The organism is Bordetella ansorpii, from assembly GCF_900078315.1.
Taxonomy (GTDB): Bacteria; Pseudomonadota; Gammaproteobacteria; order Burkholderiales; family Burkholderiaceae_B; genus Bordetella; species Bordetella ansorpii.
The window spans coordinates 232,601-254,457 of the sequence record NZ_FKBS01000002.1; the positions used below are offsets into that span (position 1 = coordinate 232,601).

Here is a 21,857-nt window from a genome sequence, read left to right on the forward strand (position 1 = left end):
CCATCACATGCACAGATTGGCCGATTCGATCATCGACTGCCCGCGCGCGGGCAGCCGGGTCGACAGCTTGATGTCGGTCTTGCCGCGGTACGAAATCACCGACAGCACGCCCTCGACGCTGATGCTGCTGCTGCCCGCCACGCGAAAGCCGTCCTGGATGGGCGTGGTTTCCACCTCGAAGCCCTGGCCCTTCCAGGCTTCGGCCACGCACACGCTGTAGTCCTTGGCGGTGCGCGCGGTGCTGCCGAAGAAAGTGGGATCGAGGCTGCTGACGGAGTCGACGCTGGCGCAGCCGGCAACGGCCAGGCCCAGCGCCAACATGGCGGCGATACGGATTTTCATGGGTAGGAATCGTTTCTGGAAAAAGTGCGGACCACTATAGCGCAACGCACGGCACGCCTCGAAGGGCATGGTCGTCGATGGGCCGGGCGTTCCAGACCTATCGCGCCGCCCTCAGGCCGAGGGCCGCTGCGCGGACTTCGGCCGGAACGCGCGCACCACCTCGGGCCGCGTCTGCGCATAGGGACCGCCGATGAGATCGATGCAGTACGGCACCGCCGCGAAGATGCCCGGCACCAACACCTCGCCGTCCGCCCCACGCAGGCCTTCCAGCGTTTCGCGGATGGCCTTGGGTTGGCCGGGCAGATTGATGATGAGTGCGGCGTGATCGGGCGTCTCGCGGATCACGGCCACCTGGCGCGACAGGATCGCGGTGGGCACGAAACGCAGGCTGATCTGCCGCATCTGCTCGCCGAAACCCGGCATCTCGCGCGTGGCGACGGCCAGCGTGGCCTCGGGCGTGACGTCGCGCCGCGCCGGCCCGGTGCCGCCAGTGGTCAGCACCAGATCGCAACCGCATACGTCCACCAGTTCGGCCAGCGCCGCGCTGATGCCGGCCGCCTCGTCGGGAATCAGCCGCTCGGCGCCCTGCCACGGCGACGCCAGCGCGCCGTCCAGCCATTCGCGCAGGGCGGGCAGGCCCTGATCCTGATAGACGCCGGTCGAGGCGCGGTCGGAAACAGAAACCAGGCCGACGAGCAACTCGTCGGGATGGCGGCGGATTAGGCGCGAAGCGTCGGTCATGGAGGTGTGCGTTAGAAGCGAAAACGAGATGGAGGCGAGGCCATGCGCGGATGGGGTGCGGCGTAGGCAACCGTTCGCCCAGGCACAAATAGTCACCTGAATGCTACCGCATGATGACGCCGCTTTTGGCCCTCCTGACAGCCCGGTGTCATTTAGCTTTCATCTTTCCGTCTCATCATTCCGTCAGTTTTCGTTGCGCGTCCTTTCTTTGCTGCACCAATTTTTTTTGTTTCACCGCCGAATCCTAGATGTTCGTCACCCGTCGCCCGCTCGCGCTGGCGACATCTTTTTTTAAGCTCCCCTACAGCCATCGGACCAGACCATGACCGACCAGACCCAACTCTCTCGCCGCCGCGCCCTCAAGTTCCTGTCGGGCGCTCCCCTCCTGCCGCTGGGCACCGCCATGGGTTCCTCCGTCCTGCTGGCCGCCTGTGGCGGCAGCGATGACGACGACAACGATACGCCCACCGACCCCGGCACGCCGACCCCGGCGCCTGGCGCCCAGTTCGTGTCGGCCCGTTTCGTGCCGATGGCTGCGCCGTCGACGGCTGCCGACATGGCCACCACCCTGGTCAAGTCGGCCATGGAAGTCACGTATGACGACGGCACCGTCGTCACGTACCAGCTGGGCTACGAAACGTTCTTCAACACCGGCGACATGGTGCCGGACGGCAACGGCGGCACGACGCTGGCCGGCGGCTACTACGACATCAACAACAACCCGATCATCGATAATTCGGTGGTGGGCAAGGAACGCCAGTTCTTCTCGGGCTGCCCGGATGGCACGTCGCTGCTGAAGCTGGACAACCCCACGGTTCCCGGCGTCACCGGCAACACCCTGTTCGCCGTCGTGCAGTTCGAATACAACGACGTCGACCAGGCTGGCGGCACGACCTATGGCCGCCTGCCCGCGCCGTACGGCATCCTGACGCTGGACCAGAACCCTGAGACCGGCGAGCTGAAGCTGGTCAAGTACCACAACGTCGACACCTCTTCGGTCAACGGCATCTGGATTCCCTGTGGCGCCAGCCTGTCGCCCTGGAACACCCACCTGTCCAGCGAAGAGTACGAACCCGACGCCTCGCTGGCCACCAACGCCCAGCTGACCGCCTTCGGCAATGCCCTGTACGCCAACTCGGGCGCCCGTGCCCGCGCCTACAACTACGGCCACATGCCCGAAGTCGTGGTGAACCCGGACGGCACCGGCACGATCAAGAAGCACTACTGCATGGGCCGCATCTCGCATGAACTGGTGCAGGTCATGCCCGACCAGCGTACCGTTCTGATGGGTGATGACGCCACCAACGGCGGTCTGTTCATGTTCGTCGCCGACCGCGAAAAAGATCTGTCCGCCGGTACGCTCTACGTCGCCCAGTTCACGCAAGGCACTGGCGCAGCCGCCTCTGTCGGCCTGGGTTCGGGCAGCCTGAAGTGGATCAAGCTGGGCCATGCGACCAGCGAAGAAATCCGCGGCATGGCCAGCGGCCTGAATTTCTCCGACATCATGGAGAAGTCCGCGACCGCCGCAACCGGCTACACGCAGATCAACTTCAATGGCAGGACCGAATATGTCCGCGTCCTTGATGGCATGGAAAAGGCGGCGGCGTTCCTGGAAACCCACCGCTACGCCGCCATGGTCGGCGGCAGCATGTGGCTGACCAAGAATGAAGGCACCACCGTCAACATCAAGGACAAGATCCTGTACTCGGCCATCGCCAACATCGGCAGCGCCATGGTTGCCGGCGAAACGAGCAACCCCGCCGGCGGTCCCGGCGTGGACGAGGTCATCGATGCCGGCGGCGTCATTGCCAGCAAGATGGCCGGCGGCCAAGCCGACACCGATGCTGCCGCCATCGACAGCGAATGGGTGCCCGTTTCGTACTCGACGCTGTTCGTGGGCAAGGATCTCGACACGGCCGACGCACTGGGTAACGAATGCGATCCCGAACTGGTAGGCAGCCCCGACAACCTGAAATTCTCGGAAAAGCTGCGCACCCTGTTCATCGGCGAAGACAGCAGCTATCACGTCAACAACTTCCTGTGGGCCTACAACGTCGACACCAAGGAACTGTCGCGTCTGCTCTCCACGCCCGCCGGCGCCGAGTCCACCGGTCTGCACGCCGTGGACGAACTCAACGGCTTCACGTACATCATGAGCAACTTCCAGCACGCTGGCGACTTCCTGGGCACCATGCCCACCGATCTGGTGAGCGAAATCGAACCCCTGATCGATGCCGCCTACAAGGACAAGTTCTCGGCTTCGGTCGGCTACATCACCGGCCTGACGATGAGCGAAAAGAAGTAAGGCAGTAACCCCCGGCCGTCCCCGGACGGCCCGCCTCACGGCACTGGCGCGAACCGCCGCGCATCGATCTGTCTCCTCTCCTCCAGGTCGATGCGCGATGTGTTCGCGCTTTTTCATGTCATTTTGCTTTCACGCAGCAGGCCGAACATGGCGTAGCCTGCCGGGTCGTGCGCATGGTGGGCCAGCGATTTGCCCTCCATCCTTTCGCAATCGGACCCCGACATGCCTGAGACGACCTCTTCCTCGCGCCGCCGCGCCCTGAAACTGCTGGCCGGCGCGCCGCTGTTGCCCGTGGGCGCCTTCGGCGCCGCTCCCGCCTGGGCGGCCCCGAAAGGCGCCACCTTCGCCTCCGCCCGCTTCGTGCCCATGGCCGCCCCCACGCTGGCCCAGCCCGAGGAAATGGCCACGACCCTGGTGAAGTCCGCCCTGGAAGTTGCCTACAGCGACGGCAGCAAGCAGACCTACCAACTGGGCTACGAGCCCTTCTTCACCACCGGCGACCAGGTGCCCGACGGCCATGGCGGCCAGACGCTGGCGGGCGGTTACTACGACATCCACAACAAGCCCATCATGGACACCTCGGGCGCCACGCCGCGCCAGTTCTATTCGGATTGTCCGGACGGTTCCTCGCTCATCAGGCTGGCTCGCCCCAGCGTGCAAGGCGTGAAAGGCAACACCGTGTTCGCGGTGGTGCAGTTCGAATACACCACCCGCAACCTGAAGGGCGACGAGATGTACGGCCGCCTGCCCTCGCCCATCGCCGTACTGACGCTGGACCAGGATCCGAAAACCGGCGCTCTCGATTTGGTCAAATACCATAACGTGGACACGTCGAAGGTCAAGGGCCTGTGGATCACCTGTGGCGCCAGCCTGTCGCCCTGGAACACCCACCTGTCCAGCGAAGAGTACGAACCCGACGGCGCCAAGCCCGACAGTGCCCAGATGAAGACCTTCGGCGCCAACCTCTACGGCTCGGCGGACCATGCGGCCAATCCCTACGACTACGGCCACCTGCCCGAAGTCACCGTGCATCCCGACGGCACCGGCAGCATCAGGAAGCACTACTGCCTGGGCCGCATCTCGCACGAGCTGATCCAGGTCATGCCCGACCAGCGCACCGCGCTGATGGGCGACGACGCCACCAACGGCGGCCTGTTCATGTTCGTGGCGGACCAGGCGGCCGATCTTTCAGCCGGCACGCTGTACGTGGCCCGGTACACGCAGACCTCGTCGCAAGGCGTGGGCGGCGGCACGATGCGATGGATCCGGCTGGGCCACGCCACCAGCGACGAGATCCGCGCGCTGGCCGCGACACTGACCATCGGCGACATCATGGACGTCGCCACCAAGAACCCGAACGACGCCAGCTATACCGCGATCCACCACAACGGCCAGCCGAACTGGATCCGCATCAAGCCCAGGATGGAAAAAGCGGCGGCCTTTCTCGAAACGCACCGCTACGCCGCCTACGTCGGCGCCAGCATGGCGCTGACCAAGAACGAAGGCACCACCGTCAACATCAGGGACAAGATCGCCTACTCGGCGCTGGCCAACGTGGTCGACTCGATGGTCAAGGGCGGCCGCGGCTGGTACGAAGACAGCGGCATCGCGCTGGACCGGAGACTGCAGGCCGGCGGCATCCTGGCGCACAAAATGCAGGGCGGCCAGAAAGACACCCGGGGCCAGCCGATCCGCAGCGACTGGGTGCCCACCGTCTCGTCCACCCTGCTGACGGGCCAGGACATTGCCGCCGACGAACTGGGCAACACCGCGCACCCGGACCACATCGCCAGCCCCGACAACCTGAAGTTCTCGGAAAAGCTGCGCACCCTGTTCATCGGCGAGGACAGCGGCAACCACGTCAACAACTTCCTGTGGGCCTACAACGTCGATACGAAGGAACTGTCGCGCATCCTGTCGACGCCGGCCGGCGCCGAATCCACCGGCCTGCACGCCGTGGACGAGATCAATGGCTGGACCTACATCATGAGCAACTTCCAGCATGCCGGCGACTGGGACAGGAAGGGCTTCCACGACAAGGTCAAGGACAAGCTCGACCCGCTGGTGAAGGCCAACTACAAGGACCGCTACGGCGCCAGCGTCGGGTACATCACGGGTGTGGACCTGCGTGCCAAAGGCGCTTGACCCGAGGGCAGGGACGGCGCTGACGCCGGCCCGTCTGTCCCGCAGGGGGCCGTCCAAGCCGAATGCTCGCCGTGGGCCTGCCGCGACGGCGCGGCGGGCCTCGCCATCCGCACGCTTCTGTTCGCGTGCGAGGCTCCTTTTAGTATCAACAGGCCCCTAGACCGTGCCGAACGCCGCGCGGCGCGGGTCGAACGGCAGCTCGCGCGCCATCTGCTCGTACAGCTCGCGCGCGCGTTCGCTGTCGGCCGGCGGCAGGGCCACCTCGAGCGACAGATACAGATCGCCCGCGGGCTTGCCGGGCAGGCCGCGTCCCTTCAGGCGCAGCTTGCGGCCCGCGACGGAGCCGGGCGGCACGGTGATCTCGACCGCGCCGCCGGGGGTGGGCACCCGCACCGACGCCCCCAGCGCGGCCTCCCAGGGGGTGACGGGCAAAGTCATGTGCAGATCGCGGCCCTCGGCCCGGTACAGCCGGTGCGGCAGGAAACGCACCTCCAGCAGCAGGTCGCCGTTGCCGCCGCCACCCATGCCGGGCATGCCCTGACCCGCCAGCCGGATCTGCTGGCCCTCGCGCACGCCAGGCGGAATGCGCACGCTCAGCGTGCGGGTGCGGATCTGCTGGCGCCCCTGGGCATCGGCCTCGACGGTGCGCAGGCTGACCTCGCGCGTGGCGCCCTGCAGGGCATCGTCCAGATCGACGTCGATGACGGCATGATGGTCTTCGCCACGCGCCCGGAACGCGCGCGAGCCGGCCTGGCCCGCGCCGAATAACGACGAGAAGAATTCGCTGAACTCATCCGCGCCGCCTTGCTCGCCGCGAAAGGCAAAGTCGCGTTCCCAGCCAGGCGGCGGCTGGCGGTGGCCGCCGTCCAGCACCTGGTCGTAGGCGGCGCGCTTCTCGGCGTCGCCCAGCACTTCGTTGGCCTCGTTGACCTCGCGCATGCGCGCGTCGGCGTCGGGCTCCTTGCTGACGTCGGGGTGATACTTGCGGGCAAGCTTGCGGTAGGCGCGCCGGATGTCTTCGTTGGAAGCCGTGCGCGCCACGCCGAGGATGCCGTAGTAGTCCTTGAACTCCATGAACGGCTCGCTTTCAGAATGGTAGAGGACGCACGCGGGCGACGGGCGCGGCGGCATCCCGGGGATGCATTGCAGATGGGGGTAGACCGGTGGATATTCAATGCCGCACCGCCGCACGGGCGGCTCTTCTATACTGCTGCGGCATGAAGCCGCCGCCCATCTCCGAAGGCAAACCCTGCCCGGCGGTCACCCGTTTCCCGCCATCTTCCCAGACCACCCCATGCCGGACATCATCGACGTCGATTTCGCCAACCCCGACCATGCGCGCGACCTGATCGCGCTGCTGAACGAGTACGCCAGCGGCGACATGGGCAGCGGCGAATCCCTGCCCGAACGGGTTTGCCGCGAGTTGCCGGCGGCCTTGGCGGCGCGGCCCTGGGCGCACGCGCTGCTGGCCTACGTCGATGGCAAGCCCGCCGGATTGGCCGTCTACTTCGAAGGCTTCTCCACCTTCGCCTGCCAACCGCTGGTGAACCTGCACGATTTCATGGTGTCCGCGCCTTTCCGCGGCCAGGGCATCGCCCGGCAATTGCTCGATGCCCTCGACGCCTCGGCCCGGCGGCTGGGCTGCTGCAAGATCACGCTGGAGGTGCTGGAAGGCAACGGCCCCGCCCAGGCGCTGTACCGCAAGATGGGCTACGAGGCCTATCAATTGCAGGATGCCAACGGCCAGGCCGTCTTCTGGCAAAAGAAGCTGGCCGACTGAGCCCCCACCATGCCCGACTGCCGCGACATCCGCCTGATGGCCGACTACAACGCCTGGATGAACGGGCAACTGTACGCGGCCGCCGTCCAGCTGTCGGAGGCCGAGTTGGCCGCCCCGCGCGGCGCCTACTTCGGTTCGCTGCTGGGCACGTTGAACCACATCCTGGTCGGCGACATCTCGTGGCTGAAGCGCTTCGCCACGCATCCGGCCGGCCATCCAGCGCTGGCGCCCCTGCAAGACACGCCCACGCCCGCCTCGCTGGACACGATCCTGCACCACGACCTCGCCGGCCTGACGCGGCATCGCCAGTCGCTGGATGCGATGATCGTGGCGTGGGCCGCCGAACTGCGTGACGCCGACCTGGAACACAGTCTGCGCTACGCCAACCGGCTGGGCATCGTATCCGAACGCCATTTCGGCAGCCTGCTGCTGCATTTCTTCAATCACCAGACGCACCATCGCGGCCAGGCCGCCACGCTGCTGACGCAAGCCGGCGTGGATACCGGCGTGACCGACCTGCTGGTGCGCATTCCCGACACTTTGCGGCCCGATTGAGGCGCCGCCTGCCCCACAGGAACAAGCCATGCAGATGCAGGACATCCCCTTCGGCACTACCGACTGGTCCGAGGTCCCCACCACCGAACACGCCGGCGACACCGGCCTCGCCTACTGGCGCACCCGCCAGTTCGGGCCGATCCGCGTGCGGATGGTGGAGTACACGGCGGGCTACCTGGCGGACCACTGGTGCACCAAGGGCCACATCCTGCTCTGCCTGGAAGGCGAACTGCACACCGAACTGGAAGACGGCCGCACCTTCGTGCTGCGCCCCGGCATGAGCTACCAGGTGGCCGACGGCGCCGAGCCGCATCGCTCCAGCACCCGCACAGGCGCGAAACTCTTCATCGTGGACTGACCGGCCGTGTAGGCGCCCATCCCGGACCGCCCGCGTGTCGTTCCCGCGACACCGTGCGGGGCCACGCCCCGCGCCGCGCCGCAATTGCTGGTACCCTTGCCTGAGCGTGGCGGGACAGACCCGCTCTCGCAGCATTGCCGGAGATGCTTCGTGGTTGCCCCCCTCACCCTTTACGTCGACGCCGCCTTTCTCAGCCCCTACGCCATGTCGGCGTTCGTGGCGCTGGCCGAAAAAGGCCTGCCCATGCAGCTGCGGCCCGTCGACCTGGGCTGTGGCGAGCAGCGCATGCGGCCCTACCTGGCGCGTTCGCTCACCGGCCGCGTACCGGCGCTGACGCACGAAGACTTCCACCTGGCCGAATCCTGCGCCATCGCGCAGTACCTGGAGGAAGCCTTCCCCGCCCCCGGGCATCCGGCCCTGTATCCGCCCGGTCTGCGCAGCCGCGCCCAGGCCCGCCAGATGCAGGCCTGGCTGCGCTCGGACCTGCAGGCATTGCGACTCGACCGCCCTACCGAGGTCGTCTTCGAACACCCCGTGAACACCCCGCTGAGCGATGCCGGACAGGCCGCGGCCGCCAAATTGGTGCGGGTCGCCCAGGCACTGCTGGCGCACGGCGGACCCAATCTTTTCGGGGACTGGTGCATCGCCGATACCGACCTGGCGCTGATGCTGCAGCGCCTGGCCCGCAATGGCGACGAACTGCCTTCCGAACTGCGCAGCTATGCCGACGCGCAATGGCAACGGCCTGCGGTGCAGCTATGGGTACGGCACCACGCCGCCGCCCAGGGCTGATGCCCCGACAAAAATCAGACTGCTTCCCGTTCTGTCGGGCAACTATCCGCGTCTATAATCCGCCGAAGTAATCGTAGAACAACAACGGGATTACCACGGCATTCCTCACCTGATGCGCTCCGACGTCCGCAACCAGGCGTTCCTCCACCGCTCACGCGTGGCAACGAGGCTCGCGTGCCGGTCCTGACCAGCAAGGCCTGGACAAACTTCGTGCGCGGCAGCTACCCGTCCCGGGCGCTCGCGCAGGGCCTCACGTTCCTGGCGGTCGCGCCCATCCTTCACCAACTGGACGCCCCCTGGTGGCAGTGGCTGCTGTATGCCCTGCACGCCTTCGTGTGGCCGTATGCCGCCTGGCGGCTTTCGGCGCGCGCGGGCCAACCCACCCAAGCCAACCGGCGCAACCTGCTGATCGACCATTTCGCGGCCGGCTGGTGGGCGGCAGGCATCGCTTTCAACGCCCTGCTCAGCATCGTGATGCTGGCATTGCTGTTGATGGACAGCATGATCGCGGGGGGCTGGCGGCAGTTTCTGCGCGGCGCCGGCCTCCATCTCGCGGGCGTCGTCACCGGCCTGCTGGTGTTCGGCATCGACTGGCAGCCCATCCCCACCCCCGAACAGGTCTGGGCCTGCCTGCCCCTGCTGCTGATCTATCCGGCCATGACCGGGCGCATCGCCTATCTGGCGCTGCACGAACTGCGCGAGCAGCGTGAAGACCTGTCGCAACTGAGCCTGCACGACGCCCTGTCCGGCCTGCACAACCGCCGGCACATGGACGCGGTCATCCAATCCGAATTCCAGCGCTACCGCCGCCATGCCGAACCCGCCGCCCTGGTGCTGATCGACTTCGATCATTTCAAGCGCATCAACGACGACCTGGGCCACCCGGTGGGCGACAAGGCCATCCGCCAGTTCGCCAAGCGCCTGCAGCTAAGCCTGCGCAGCTCGGACACCCCCGGCCGCTACGGCGGCGAGGAGTTCGTGGTGCTGATGCCGCACACGTCGGCACGCAACGCCGGCCTGTTCATGCGCCGCCTGCAGCAGAGCATCCGCGACGAGCCCCTGATCGAGGAACGCCCGGTGACCATCAGCATCGGCATCTCGGCGCTGTCGCCCGAACTCGAAAGCCACGGCGCCTGGGTGAAACAGGCCGATGCCATGCTCTACCGCGCCAAGGGCCAGGGCCGCAACTGCGTGGTGATCGCGGGCGACGACGCGCCCGAGCCGCAGCCAGCCGAACCGCCGCGCGGCGCCTCGCAGCAGTTGCTGCCCCTGGAGCGGCGGCTGATGGTCGGCCTGGAACTGGGCAATATCGCGGCCGCCATCTTCGACCCCTCCGACCGCATGGCCTGGGCCAACGAAGCGTTCCGCCGGCTATATTGCGTACCGCCCAAGGCGCGCACCTTCGCCGACATCATCCACCACTGCCATCGGCTGCGCTGCGGCCCGCGCATCGAGACGCAAAGCCTGCGCACCTGGCTGTCCATCGCCGATACCGAGCGCCGCCGCCAGCCGCACCGCAGCTTCCTGCAATCCATGCACGATGGCAACGTGTACCGCGTGGAAGAAACCCTGATGGCCAACGGCTGGCTGCTGAACCTGTGGCTGCCCCACCATCGCGAGGGCGCGCCCTCAGAAGAGCTGCAGGCGGTTGCTGGCGGTGTCGACCCACTGGTCCCGGATCGCCAGCAAGTCGGGCAGGCACTCCACGAATAGCGGCACCAGTTCGGGATCGAAGAAGGTTCCGCTGGCTTTCACGATGTAGTCCACCGCCTCGTCCACCGGCCAGGCCGACTTGTACGGCCGTTCGCTGGTCAGCGCGTCGAACACATCCACCAGCGCCACAATGCGCGCCACGTGTGGAATCTGCTCGCCCTTCAGTCCGCGCGGATAGCCGGTGCCGTCCCATTTCTCGTGGTGGCCCTCGGCGATGATGCGCGCCATGCGCAGCAGGCCGGAGCGGTGATCGCCGATGATCTTGCCGCCGATGATGGGATGGCGGCGCATCACCGTCCATTCTTCGTCGGTCAGCTTGCCGGGCTTCTTCAGGATCGCGTCCGGGATGCCGATCTTGCCGATGTCGTGCATCGGCGAGGCATGCAGGACCTCTTCGGCAGCGGTCTGCGAATAGCCCGCCGCCAGCGCCAGCACCTTGGCATAGTGGCTCATGCGGATGACGTGCAGGCCGGTCTCGTTGTCCTTGTACTCGGCTGCCGCGCCCAGGCGCTGGATGATCTGCAGGCGCGTGTCGCGCAGGGCCTGCACCTGCACCAGCGACAGGTGGTTGCGCACGCGCGCGCGGACGATGGCCGGGCTGAAAGGCTTGGTGATGTAGTCCACCGCGCCCACGTCGAAGCCGTACTGCTCGTCCATCGAGCTGGCCAGCGCGGTGATGAAGATGATCGGCGTGGTCTGCAAGGCCTCGTCCTGCTTCAGCGCGGCACAGACCTCGTAGCCCGAGATGTCCGGCATCATGATGTCCAGCAGGATCAGGTCGGGATGCTCCATGCGGGCCAGTTCGATGCCCTTGCGGCCATCGCGCGCGAAGAACAGGCGGTAATCGTCCTGCAGCGTGTGCCGCAACACCTGCAGATTGGTGGGTTCATCGTCCACCAGCAGCAGGGTGGGACGAGCGTCGATCGGTTTTTTCATCGCAGGGCCGTCCCAAGATGAAAAGCGCCCCCCCTGGGGGGATGAGCCCGGACCTGGGACAGTCCTTGAGGACTGTCCCAAGCCTGGCGAATCCGAGCGGCTTGCAAGCCGCGAGGTGGACAGCAAGCCGAAGGCGCGGCGTGGGGGGTATTTTTCATGGTGCGATGCCGGTATCGGCGGGCGCGCCGGACTGCCACTGCAGCAGCAGCAGGCGGGCGTGGTGGAAATCAAACGCATCGATGGCCTCGTGCAGTTCATCGTGCAGGTCTTTCCGGCCCAGCGCGCGCAGGTGCTGGCTGACCACGTCCAGGGCAGTGGCCGGCAACTCGCTGCGATCCAGGCCATCCAGCAACTCGCGCAGGTGCGGCTGCAGATTCTCGGCCGGCAGCACAGGCGCAGCCGGCACGGGCGCAGGAGCAGGGGTCGCCGCATTGAACTGCCGCAGCTCTTCGGCGGCGTTGGCCAGCAACTGGCGCAGTTCGGCCAGTTGCGGACGGATGTCGTCGCGCGAGCCGCGCTTGATGCGCTCTTCCAGCCCGCCCGCCAGTTCGGTCACCTGGGGCAGCGCCAGATTGCCCGCGGCGCCGCGCAAGCCATGCAGGCTGAACAGCGTGGCGTCCCAGTCGATCTCGGCGACGTCCTCGGCAGGCAGGGGATGGCGCAACGTGGCCTCGGCCAGGAAGGTCTGCAGGGCCTGCGCCAGCCGGCCCTTGTTGCCCCACAGCGCAATGCCCGACGTCCAGTCGATCAGAGTGCGGTGGCTGTCGACCTTGCCCGCCGCCTGGCGCGATCCGTAGGAGACGGTCGAGTTGTGGCCCAGCACGCGCGCGATCTCGTGCATCAGGCGCGGCGTATCCAGCGGCTTGGTGGCGAAGCCGCTCATGCCTGCGTCGCGCGCCGCGCGCCGGTCGGACTCCATCACGCTGGCCGTCAGGGCGATGACCGGCGTGGCCGGCAATCCGCTGGCCTGCTCGTGCTGGCGGATACGGCGCGTGGCCTGCAGGCCATCGGTGCGCGGCATGTGCATATCCATCAGCACCAGGTCGAACGAATGCGCCATGAACAGCGCGATGGCCTCGTCGCCATCCTTGGCCACCATGATCTGGTGGCCGCGCTCTTCCAGCGTCAGGGCCAGCAGCTCGACGTTCTGGGGCACGTCGTCGGCCACCAGCACGTGCAGCCGCGGCAGCGAAGCGGCCCCCACCTCGGGCGCGGGCGCGCCAGGCTTGTTGCCCAGCGCCAGCGGCAGATGCACGTGGAAGACACTGCCCACGCCCAGCGTGCTCTGCACGTCGATCGTGCCGCCCATCAGTTCGACCAGTTGGCGCGCGATCGTGGTGCCCAGCCCCGAGCCGCCGAAACGCCGGCTGATGGAGGCATCGGCCTGCGAGAACGGCGCGAAGATGGTGTCCATCTGCTGGGTGCTCATGCCGATGCCGCTGTCGCGCACCTGGATGTGCACGCGCTCGCCGTCCAGGCGGAACATGACTTCGACGTAGCCCTGCTCGGTGAACTTGATGGCGTTGCCGATCAGGTTGGTCAGCACCTGCTGGATGCGCAGCGGATCGCCCTTGAAATACTGCGGCATGCCGCTGGGATAGTCGGTCTGCAGCATCAGGCCCTTCGAATTCGCGCTGAGCGACAGCGAGGCCTCGATGTGGCCGGCAAGGTCTTTCAGCGAGAAATCGATGTGCTCGAGCTCCAGCGAATTCTTTTCGAGCTTGGTGGTGTCCAGGATGTCGTTCAGCAGGCCCAGCAGCGAGCGCGAGGACTGCCTGACCGTGCTGAGATGGCTGCGCTGCAGGGCCGTCAGATCCGATTTCAGCAGCAGCTCGGTGAAGCCGATGATGGCGTTCATCGGCGTGCGGATCTCGTGGCTCATGTTGGCCAGAAAGGCCGACTTGGCCTCGGCCGCCTGGCGCGCCTGCTCGGCGGCGTCGCGCAGCGAGGCCTCCAGGGCGTGGCGCGACGTGATGTCGGTCATGATGCCGACGAACAGCGGCTCGCCCTTCAGTTCGACCTGTCCCACCGCCAGCCGGATCGGCACCAGGGTGCCGTCCTTGCGCTGGCCCGTGACCTCGCGGCCCGAGCCGATGATGCGCGGCTCGCCCGTGTTGCGGTAATTGTCGATGTAGTCGTTGTGCAGCGAGCGGTCGGGCTCGGGCATCAGCATGCGGACGTTCTGGCCGATGGCCTCGTGGGCTTCCCAGCCGAAGATGCGGGTGGCCGACCGGTTGAAGGCGCGGATGATGCCGCGGCTGTCGATGGTGACCACCGCATCGACCACCGTATCGACGATGGCATGCAGGCGCGACTCGTTCTCGCTGAGCTGGCGGAACAGCTGGCGGTAGCGGATCAGGCCATTGGCGGCGGTGACCAGCACGGCCACCGTCAGCGTGAAGGTGGACAGCGCCAGCGACACGAACACCGGGTCCAGCGCGATGTCGGCATGCGCCATGCCGGGCTCGCCGATGAAACGCGCGGCGGCCATGCCCGTATAGTGCATGCCCGCGATCGACACCCCCATCACGATGCCGCCCAGGCCCAGCCGCTGCACCGGTCCCAGGCGAGTGCGGTGCAGGCCGAAGCGGATCCACAGCGCCAGCGTGGCCAGCACCACCGACACCACGATGGACGCCAGGAACATGCGCGGTTCGTAGCGCAGCTCGGCCGGCATCTGCATGGCGGCCATGCCGCTGTAGTGCATGGCGCCGATACCCAGGCCGACCAGCACGCCGGCGCCGATCAGGCGCGGCAGCGACACGTCCGGACGCGACAGGATGCGCAGCGCCAGCGCCGCCGCGGCAAAACCGGGCAGGCTGGACAGCAGCGTGATCGTGGCGCTGTACTTGACCATGGTGGGCAACTGGAAGGCCAGCATGCCGATGAAGTGCATGGTCCAGATGCCGCCGCCCAGCGCCACCGCGCCCGTGCCGATGGCCAGGTTGCGGTAGCGCGCGGAGTCGGCGATACGGGCGATGTGCGCCGTCTGCAGCGCCATGCCCGACGTCAGGATGGCCACGATGATGGAAAGCAGCACCAGCCCCGGGTTGTGGGCGCCGTGCAGATACATCACATCGCTCGAAGTGGAGTCGATGAACAAGCTATGGGTGTGACCCATGTCGTGCTATTCCCGCTCGGCCAGTGATCCGGCCCTTGTGAATTCGAACAAATGCCCTGAGCAGGATCTGGCTGCCGAAGACGTGCTTCCGGCACTTCTTTGCGCTTTCATGGCGGCAATGTCGTGACTACCCGGCTACGTGGATTATCGGCGGTTTCTCTAGGTTCTTTAGGGTCTGCCCTAATAAATTTGTCTAGACCATCAAGGGTTGCAAACCTTGGGCAAGAACTGTCATATTCCTGTTGTTGCACCGCAACATACAATGCGGTGTAATGGAAAGCAGACCGGCCGCTCGCCACGAGCGGCGCCGGCTCGACCAGCGGGCCGGAAGACCCTGTCCGAGGAGATGGCCATGGCAGCATCCGCCGCCGATCAGTTCAACAAGCTGTTCCACAGCCTGCCCAACAACCCCTGGACCGCCGCGTACGAATACTCGGTGGACGCCTGGCAACGCGGCGTGCTGTACACCGACGTCATGCGCCAGCGCGGCAACCAGTACCACCGGCACATCGCCAAGCGCGCGCCCAACGTGCTGAGCATGAAGTCCGAACTGGTCATGGACGGCCGGGAACTCGAGCGTCCGGTCAACTATGGCCTGCTGCGCATCGTGCCGCCCGAGGGCACCGAGGTCGATCCGCGCAAGCGCCCCTTCCTGGTGGTCGACCCGCGCGCCGGCCACGGCCCCGGCATCGGCGGCTTCAAGCCCGAAAGCGAGATCGGCGTGGCCGTGCGCGCGGGCCACCCCTGCTATTTCGCCAGCTTCCTGCCGCACCCGATGCCCACGCAGACGGTCGAGGACGTGATGCGCGCCGAGGCGCGCTTCATGGAAGAGATCATCGCGCGCCATCCCGAAGCCGAGGGCAAGCCGGTTGCCGTGGGCAACTGCCAGGCCGGCTGGCAGATCATGATGACCGCCGCCATGCGGCCCGAGCTGTTCGGTCCCATCGTCATCGCCGGCGCACCGCTGTCGTACTGGGCGGGCTGGCGCGGCATGAATCCCATGCGCTACGCCGGCGGCCTGCTGGGCGGCAGCTGGCTCACCGCCATGACCAGCGACATGGGCGCGGGCAAGTTCGACGGCGCCTGGCTGGTGCAGAACTTCGAGAACCTGCATCCCGCCAACACGCTGTGGAGCAAGCAGTACAACCTGTACGAAAAAGTCGATACCGAGGCCTCCCGCTACCTGGGCTTCGAGAAATGGTGGGGCGGCCACGTCTACCTGAACGGCCCCGAAATCCAGTACATCGTCGACAACCTGTTCGTGGGCAACCGCCTGGCCACCGGCGGGCTGGTCACGTCCGACGGCATCCGCATCGACCTGCGCAACATCCGCTCGCCGATCATCGTGTTTTGCTCCCGTGGCGACAACATCACGCCGCCGCCGCAGGCGCTGGGCTGGATTCCCGACCTGTACCAGAACGACCAGGAAGTGCGGGCGCACGGCCAGACCATCGTGTACGCCGTGCACGAAAGCATCGGCCACCTGGGCATCTTCGTGTCGGGCAGCGTGGCCCGCAAGGAACACCAGGAATTCACCAGCAACATCGACATGATCGACGTGCTGCCGCCGGGCATCTACGAAGCCGAGATCGTCGACAAGACGCCCGAGACCATCAACGCGGATCTCGTGCAGGGCGACTACGTGCTGTCGTTCGAGGGCCGCCGCATGGACGACGTGCTGGCCATCGTGAAACCGCAGCCGGAAGACGACCGCCGCTTCGCCGCGGTGGCGCGCATCTCCGACATCAACCTGGGCCTGTACCGCACTTTCGTGCAACCTTGGGTGCATGCCGCGGTCACGCCCCAATCGGCCGAATGGATGCAGCGCATGCATCCCCTGCGCCTGCCGTACGAGATGATTTCCGACCGCAACCCGCTGGTGGCGCCCGTGGCCCAGGTCGCCGAACAGGTGCGCGAGAACCGCCAGCAGGTGGCGCCCGACAATCCCTTCCTGATGGCCCAGCAGATGGTGTCCAAGGCCATCGAGACCAGCCTGGACATGTACCAGGAAGTGCGCGACTGGGCCCAGGAAGCGCTGTTCATGAACATCTACGGCTCGCCCCTGGTCCAGGACTGGGCTGGCCTGGGCGCCAAGGAACGCCGCGAATCGCCGCGCCGCCACCCGGGCGTCTCGCCCGAGCATCGTGACTTCATGGCCAACCGGAATGCGGAACTGCGTTCGCTGGTGCCCGTCGGCGGACTGCGCGAAGCCGCCATCCGCATGCTGCTTTATGTGACCAGCGCCGAGGGCGGCATCGACGAGCGCAGCTTCGCCGGCATCCGCCGCATGCGCGCCGAGAAAGACCACATCCTGTCGCTGCAGCAGTTCAAGGACGTGGTGCGCGAACAGGCCATGGTGATGCGCCTGGACGCCCAGGCCGCGCTGCACGCCATGCCGGCATTGCTGAAAGGCTCCAGCGCCGAGGAAATCCGCAACGCGCTGGCAGACATGAAGGAAGTGCTCGAGGCGGCGCAGCCGCTGAACGCGCGCGCCCAGGAAAGCCTGCGCCAGATGGAACAGTTGTTCGAGGATGCCGCCCGCCGCGCCGGGGGCGACCGCAAGCGCGGCAATGGCGCGGCCGCGACGGCCTACGCCGCCCAGGCCGCCGAAACGCTGCCCGCCAGAACGGCGCCCGCCGCGGAATCCAAGGCCGTGGCCCAGGCGTCCGCCACCCTGCCGCTGCAAGGCATGGATGAGGAGGACGCCCCCGCGCGCAAGCGAGCCGCCGCGCCCCGCAAGGCCGCGGCCAAGCGGGCGGCGGCCGAACCCCCCACCCCCCAGGCATCGGCGGCGAAGACGGCGACCGCGCGCAAGCGGGCCACGACGAAATCGGCCCCCGTGAAGACGGCGGGCGCCAAGATGCCCGCCACGGCCAACCCGCCCGCCGCCAAAACGGCGACCAAAGCGGCCACCAAGACCGCCGCCAAGACGCCGCGCGCGCGCGGCGCGTCCCGCGCCTAGGCCTGAATCCCAGGCAATTTCGCCAAACGCCCCGCATCGGCCCTGTGTCCGGTGCGGGGCGTTTGCTTTACCGTTCGCTACATTATCAACAAATAAACACGTAATTTGGAAAAATAACAATCCATTCCACCATCTATGGAAAGATATTTTCCCATCCAAGGGTTTATCCTAGGTTTGGAGAGGCGCACTATGTCTTCACCGCGAAACAAAACCAACCACGACGGAATCCTCCGCCGGTTTCGCTCCCTCGACCGAATACCAGGAGATGTAATCATGAAGACCCTCGCCGCTGCCCTGATGATGTCCGCCGGCCTGATGAGCGCCAGCGCTTTTGCCGGTTCGAACGTCGAACCCAATAACATCCCCTTCCAAGGCGTCTACGGCGCCCAAGAGGACGCTGGCAGCCTCAGCCGCGCCCAAGTCAAGGCCGACCTGGCCCAGGCCAAGGCGAATGGCCTGGTCGCCAACGTAGAGCCCAACGACATGCCCTTCCAGGCTGCCTACTCGGATACCGCCTCGACCCAACTGAGCCGCGCCGATGTCCAGGCCCAAGCCGTTGGCATGACGTCGAACGTCGAACCGAATGACACGCCGTTCGTGGCGCAGGCGCCCGCAGCCCGGAACGACGCGCTGGCCGCCGAATAAGGCCCCGATCCCGTAACCGGGATCGTTTCACCGCTGGACCCCGACGCACCCGCCGGATACGACGCCGCGGCGGGTGCGAACTTGCGATGCCTGGCCCTTTGTATGAAGGCCAGGCATTTTTTTGCCGCCGGGCCGCCCCAAGGCAAAAAAGCCCCCTCGGGTGCAGTTCATCACGGCGTGAGGTTTTTGCCCGCCGCGAGGAACGCTGAACACCTTTCAGAACGGAAGGCAAAGTGTAAGCGTCCTGATTTTTTCGATTTCCTGTAATAGAAACCAGGGAAAATCCAGGCTTCCGCACGATTGCGGAATCCGGTCCGCGGCCTCGCGCTGCGGCAAAGCACAGGATTGCCGTCTTTCCGGGCGACCCTCCCCTGTTTTCATTTTTGTCGAAGACTCAGGCTCGCCTATGGTCATCCACAGCGCCACCAATGGCCTGCGCGGTTACGCGCTGGCCGCCAGAGGCGTCGTCAAGCGTGTCGCCCGGCACGCCGAACGCACCGCCAAGAACAAACTGCTGAGCGTCCTTTCCAAAGGCAAGCCTGGCCGGGGTGAACAGACAGTCGCGGCACTGCGCGACATCGAGCGCATCATCGTCATCCGTCCCAACTACCGGATCGGCAACGCGGTACTCAGCACCGCCATCATCGACCCGCTCCGACTCAAGTACCCCGGCGCGTCGATCGATTTCCTCGCCACCGACAAGACGGCGGGCCTGTTCCGCAACCTGCCCGTGGGCAAGGTGGCCACGCTGTCGCGCTCGGCCATTTTCCGCCCCTGGCGCCTGGTCAGCCTGGCGCGCAGCCTGCGTGCCGGCCGCTACGACCTGGCGGTGCAACTGGAAGACGGTTCGCTGACAGGACTGGTCATCTCGCGCCTGGTCGGCGCCCGCTATGTCATCGGCAAACCTCGCGGCTCGGCCTGCTGGTACGACGTCAACATCCGCGAGGACGTGGACCACGCCTATGACACCGCCTCGGTGTTCTCGAAGGCGCTGGGCGTGGCCTGCCTGCCGCGTCCGCAACTGGTGTTCGGCCCGGAGGAAGAGGCCCGCGCCGTCTCCACCCTGGAATCGCTGGGCGTACCCGCCCCCCAGGGCAACCTCGCCCCGTACGTGGCGCTGTTCGTCGGCGGTCATGCCGACAAGGTCTGCCCCGCCGAATTCTGGACCGAATTGTGCCGCGGCCTGAATCACCTGTGCCATCCGTTCGTCGTGTTCGTGGGACCGGAAGAATCCGCCATCGTGCCCGTTCTGGAACAGGCGGTGGCCGCCCTGCCTCATGGCCGGATCTGCCCGCCCCGTTCGCTGCGTGAATTCGCCGCCATGCTGGGCCAGGCCAGCTCGATCATCACGCCCGATTCGGGTCCGATGCACATCGCGGCCGCCCTGCAGGTGCCCATCATCGCCATGGCGCGGTCGCAGCGCTCCAAGGCCTTCATCCCCGCCTACGACGACACGCGCATCGTCTGGAACCTGGACGTGCATGGCGCGCTGCAGGCGGTACAGGAACTGATGCCGCCCCAGGCCCGGGCCCAGGCCGTCTGACTCCGCGGCGCGGAAAAACAAAAGGGCACCGCGGTTTCCCGGGATGCCCTTCGTGCCTGGCGCTGCCGGCAGCGCCAGACGCGTTGCCTGCGCGCTATGCCGCGCGTTCCTGCAGCACCTGCACGGCCGGCAGGGTCTTGCCTTCCAGGAACTCCAGGAAGGCGCCGCCGCCGGTCGAGATGTAGCCGACCTGCTCGCCGATGCCGTACTTGGCGATGGCGGCCAGGGTGTCGCCGCCGCCGGCGATCGAGAAGCCCGACGCGTCGGCGATGGCGCGCGCCACCACTTCGGTGCCGTTGGCGAACTGGTCGAATTCGAACACGCCGACCGGGCCGTTCCAGACGATGGTGCCCGCCTGCTTCAGCACGTCGGCCAATTGGGCGGCGGTCTTCGGACCGATGTCCAGGATCATGTCGTCGTCGGCCACGTCGGCAGCCGCCTTGGTGGTGGCTTCGGCATCGGCGCCGAAGGCCTTGGCGCACACGACGTCCACCGGAATCGGCACCGCTGCGCCGCGCTCGGCCATCAGGTCGATCACGGCACGGGCCTGTTCGAGCTGGTCGGGCTCGGCCAGCGACTTGCCGATGGGCAGGCCGGCGGCCAGCATGAAGGTGTTGGCAATACCGCCGCCCACCACCAGTTGGTCGACCTTGCCGGCCAGCGATTGCAGGATCGACAGCTTGGTCGACACTTTGGAGCCCCCGACGATGGCCACCAGCGGACGCTTGGGTTCGTTCAGGGCGCGGCCCAGCGCGTCCAGCTCGGCTTCCAGCAGCGGGCCGGCGCACGCCACGGGCGCGAAGCGCGCGATGCCGTGGGTGGTGGCTTCGGCGCGGTGCGCGGTGCCGAACGCGTCATTGGCGTAGACGTCGCACAGGGCGGCCATTTTGCGCGCCAGGGCTTCGTCGTTCTTCTTCTCGCCGACGTTGACGCGGCAGTTTTCCAGCAGCACGACCTGGCCGGGCGCAACCTCGACGCCATCGACCCAGTTCTGCACCAGCTTCACGGGCGAGCCCAGCACCTCGGCCAGGCGCGTGGCCACGGCAGCCAGCGAATCCTCCTTGCCCAGCGTGCCCTCGGTGGGGCGGCCCAGGTGCGAGGTGACCATCACGGCCGCGCCCGCATCCAGCGCCAGGCGAATGCCAGGCACGGACGCGCGGATACGCGTGTCTTCGGTGATGTTGCCGGCGTCATCGAACGGCACGTTCAGGTCGGCGCGGATGAACACGCGCTTGCCGGACAGTTGGCCGGCCTTCGCCAGCGCGGACAGCGTATTGACTTTGGACATAGACGATTCTCTCTCGTTATTTGAAATCCGGGCGCGCTTCTCGGCGCTTTTCTTGCTGGGGCACATTCTTCCGCAATTGCGGAGGGATGTGGGTCTGTTCTTGTGAGCTAGTGTTTGGGTTCTTAACGCGGGCTTGCGTGGTTGTCGGTGATTTGAGTTCTTGAGCCGTCTGTGTGCGCCCGGGCGGCTCGTGACGGCCAAGTCGTCGGGCTCGGGCGCGCCATCAGGCGCCCTCGGCCGCTACGCGGCTTCCCCTCCTCCAATTGGCCGTCACGAGCCGCCCGGGCGCACACAGACTACGAATACTTCAGTACATCGATCCCACTACAGCCGCAGGCCATCGCAATGCAAGCAATCTCGGCATGCCGTGCGGTCGCGGCAAGCCGCTGTCGTGAGTCCCCAGGTCTTGCCAGTGGGCCGCACCGGCCAATTGGAGGAGGGGCAGTCCCGCGTAGCGGGACCGAGGGCGCCTGATGGCGCGCCCGAGCCCGACGACTTGGCCGGTGCGGCCCACTGGCAAGACCTGGGGACGTCTCAAGAACGCAGAATCCCCGCCACCATGACACCCATGACCCGCAAGAATCCAGCCAAACGAAAGGGCAGACCCCTTCCCGCACGAAGCGGAGAACAG

General features: G+C 66.6%; 16 protein-coding genes. 10 read left to right on the forward strand and 6 right to left on the reverse strand.

Going from position 1 to position 21,857, the window contains the following annotated elements; all coding sequences use genetic code 11:
- Nucleotides 1-3: 3 nt before the first annotated feature.
- Both A7W11_RS01015 and mog read right to left on the reverse strand, forming a co-directional pair.
- On the reverse strand, nt 4-342 hold the full coding sequence (locus A7W11_RS01015; RefSeq protein WP_066406571.1) for a hypothetical protein: 339 nt from the start codon (nt 340-342) through the stop codon (nt 4-6).
- A 111-nt stretch (nt 343-453) separates the two neighbouring features.
- Entirely contained in the window at nt 454-1,083 is a 630-nt protein-coding gene (gene mog, locus A7W11_RS01020; RefSeq protein ID WP_066406572.1) for a molybdopterin adenylyltransferase, read from the reverse strand.
- Between the two features lie 322 nt (nt 1,084-1,405).
- On the opposite strand from mog, the gene A7W11_RS01025 reads away from it, so the two are divergent.
- Nucleotides 1,406-3,388: a PhoX family protein gene (locus A7W11_RS01025; RefSeq protein WP_066406573.1), complete on the forward strand. Its 1,983-nt coding sequence runs from the start codon at nt 1,406-1,408 to the stop codon at nt 3,386-3,388.
- Between the two features lie 222 nt (nt 3,389-3,610).
- Nucleotides 3,611-5,533 (forward strand): PhoX family protein, encoded by a 1,923-nt coding sequence (locus A7W11_RS01030; protein ID WP_066406574.1) that lies wholly within the window; start codon nt 3,611-3,613, stop codon nt 5,531-5,533.
- A gap of 156 nt (nt 5,534-5,689) precedes the next feature.
- On the opposite strand, the gene A7W11_RS01035 is transcribed toward A7W11_RS01030, so the two are convergent.
- The gene (locus tag A7W11_RS01035; protein ID WP_066406576.1) at nt 5,690-6,607 is read right to left on the reverse strand and encodes a DnaJ C-terminal domain-containing protein; all 918 of its coding nucleotides are present in this window, start codon (nt 6,605-6,607) and stop codon (nt 5,690-5,692) included.
- A gap of 220 nt (nt 6,608-6,827) precedes the next feature.
- Between A7W11_RS01035 and A7W11_RS01040 the strand changes: the two genes are divergently transcribed.
- The 5 genes from A7W11_RS01040 (at nt 6,828) to A7W11_RS01060 (ending at nt 10,731) form a co-directional block, all read left to right on the forward strand.
- On the forward strand, nt 6,828-7,313 hold the full coding sequence (locus A7W11_RS01040; RefSeq protein WP_066406578.1) for a GNAT family N-acetyltransferase: 486 nt from the start codon (nt 6,828-6,830) through the stop codon (nt 7,311-7,313).
- Nucleotides 7,314-7,322: 9 nt separating this feature from the next.
- Nucleotides 7,323-7,868, forward strand: coding sequence for a DinB family protein (locus A7W11_RS01045; RefSeq protein ID WP_066406584.1), 546 nt, complete (start codon nt 7,323-7,325; stop codon nt 7,866-7,868).
- Nucleotides 7,869-7,896: 28 nt separating this feature from the next.
- Nucleotides 7,897-8,226: a DHCW motif cupin fold protein gene (locus A7W11_RS01050; protein WP_066406591.1), complete on the forward strand. Its 330-nt coding sequence runs from the start codon at nt 7,897-7,899 to the stop codon at nt 8,224-8,226.
- A gap of 150 nt (nt 8,227-8,376) precedes the next feature.
- The gene (gene yfcF / locus A7W11_RS01055; RefSeq protein WP_066406594.1) at nt 8,377-9,018 is read left to right on the forward strand and encodes a glutathione transferase; all 642 of its coding nucleotides are present in this window, start codon (nt 8,377-8,379) and stop codon (nt 9,016-9,018) included.
- A gap of 174 nt (nt 9,019-9,192) precedes the next feature.
- A complete protein-coding gene (locus A7W11_RS01060) occupies nt 9,193-10,731 on the forward strand; it encodes a diguanylate cyclase (protein ID WP_066406596.1) in 1,539 nt (512 codons plus the stop codon).
- On the opposite strand, the gene A7W11_RS01065 is transcribed toward A7W11_RS01060, so the two are convergent.
- Together A7W11_RS01065 and A7W11_RS01070 are read right to left on the reverse strand one after the other, a co-directional pair.
- On the reverse strand, nt 10,648-11,667 hold the full coding sequence (locus tag A7W11_RS01065) for a response regulator (protein WP_066406601.1): 1,020 nt from the start codon (nt 11,665-11,667) through the stop codon (nt 10,648-10,650). The two genes, A7W11_RS01060 and A7W11_RS01065, sit on opposite strands and share 84 nt — an antisense overlap.
- A gap of 154 nt (nt 11,668-11,821) precedes the next feature.
- A complete protein-coding gene (locus A7W11_RS01070) occupies nt 11,822-14,788 on the reverse strand; it encodes an MHYT domain-containing protein (RefSeq protein ID WP_082887011.1) in 2,967 nt (988 codons plus the stop codon).
- A 352-nt stretch (nt 14,789-15,140) separates the two neighbouring features.
- On the opposite strand from A7W11_RS01070, the gene A7W11_RS01075 reads away from it, so the two are divergent.
- The 3 genes from A7W11_RS01075 to A7W11_RS01085 all read left to right on the forward strand — a co-directional run bounded on the left by A7W11_RS01075 (nt 15,141) and on the right by A7W11_RS01085 (nt 19,938).
- Nucleotides 15,141-17,750, forward strand: coding sequence for a DUF3141 domain-containing protein (locus A7W11_RS01075; protein WP_066406603.1), 2,610 nt, complete (start codon nt 15,141-15,143; stop codon nt 17,748-17,750).
- 273 nt (nt 17,751-18,023) lie between these two features.
- A complete protein-coding gene (locus tag A7W11_RS01080; RefSeq protein WP_082887012.1) occupies nt 18,024-18,395 on the forward strand; it encodes a DUF4148 domain-containing protein in 372 nt (123 codons plus the stop codon).
- A 406-nt stretch (nt 18,396-18,801) separates the two neighbouring features.
- Nucleotides 18,802-19,938 (forward strand): glycosyltransferase family 9 protein, encoded by a 1,137-nt coding sequence (locus A7W11_RS01085; RefSeq protein ID WP_066406605.1) that lies wholly within the window; start codon nt 18,802-18,804, stop codon nt 19,936-19,938.
- 94 nt (nt 19,939-20,032) lie between these two features.
- Here A7W11_RS01085 and A7W11_RS01090 read toward each other — a convergent pair whose 3' ends face one another.
- Nucleotides 20,033-21,226 (reverse strand): phosphoglycerate kinase, encoded by a 1,194-nt coding sequence (locus tag A7W11_RS01090; protein WP_066406607.1) that lies wholly within the window; start codon nt 21,224-21,226, stop codon nt 20,033-20,035.
- Nucleotides 21,227-21,857 lie beyond the last annotated feature (631 nt).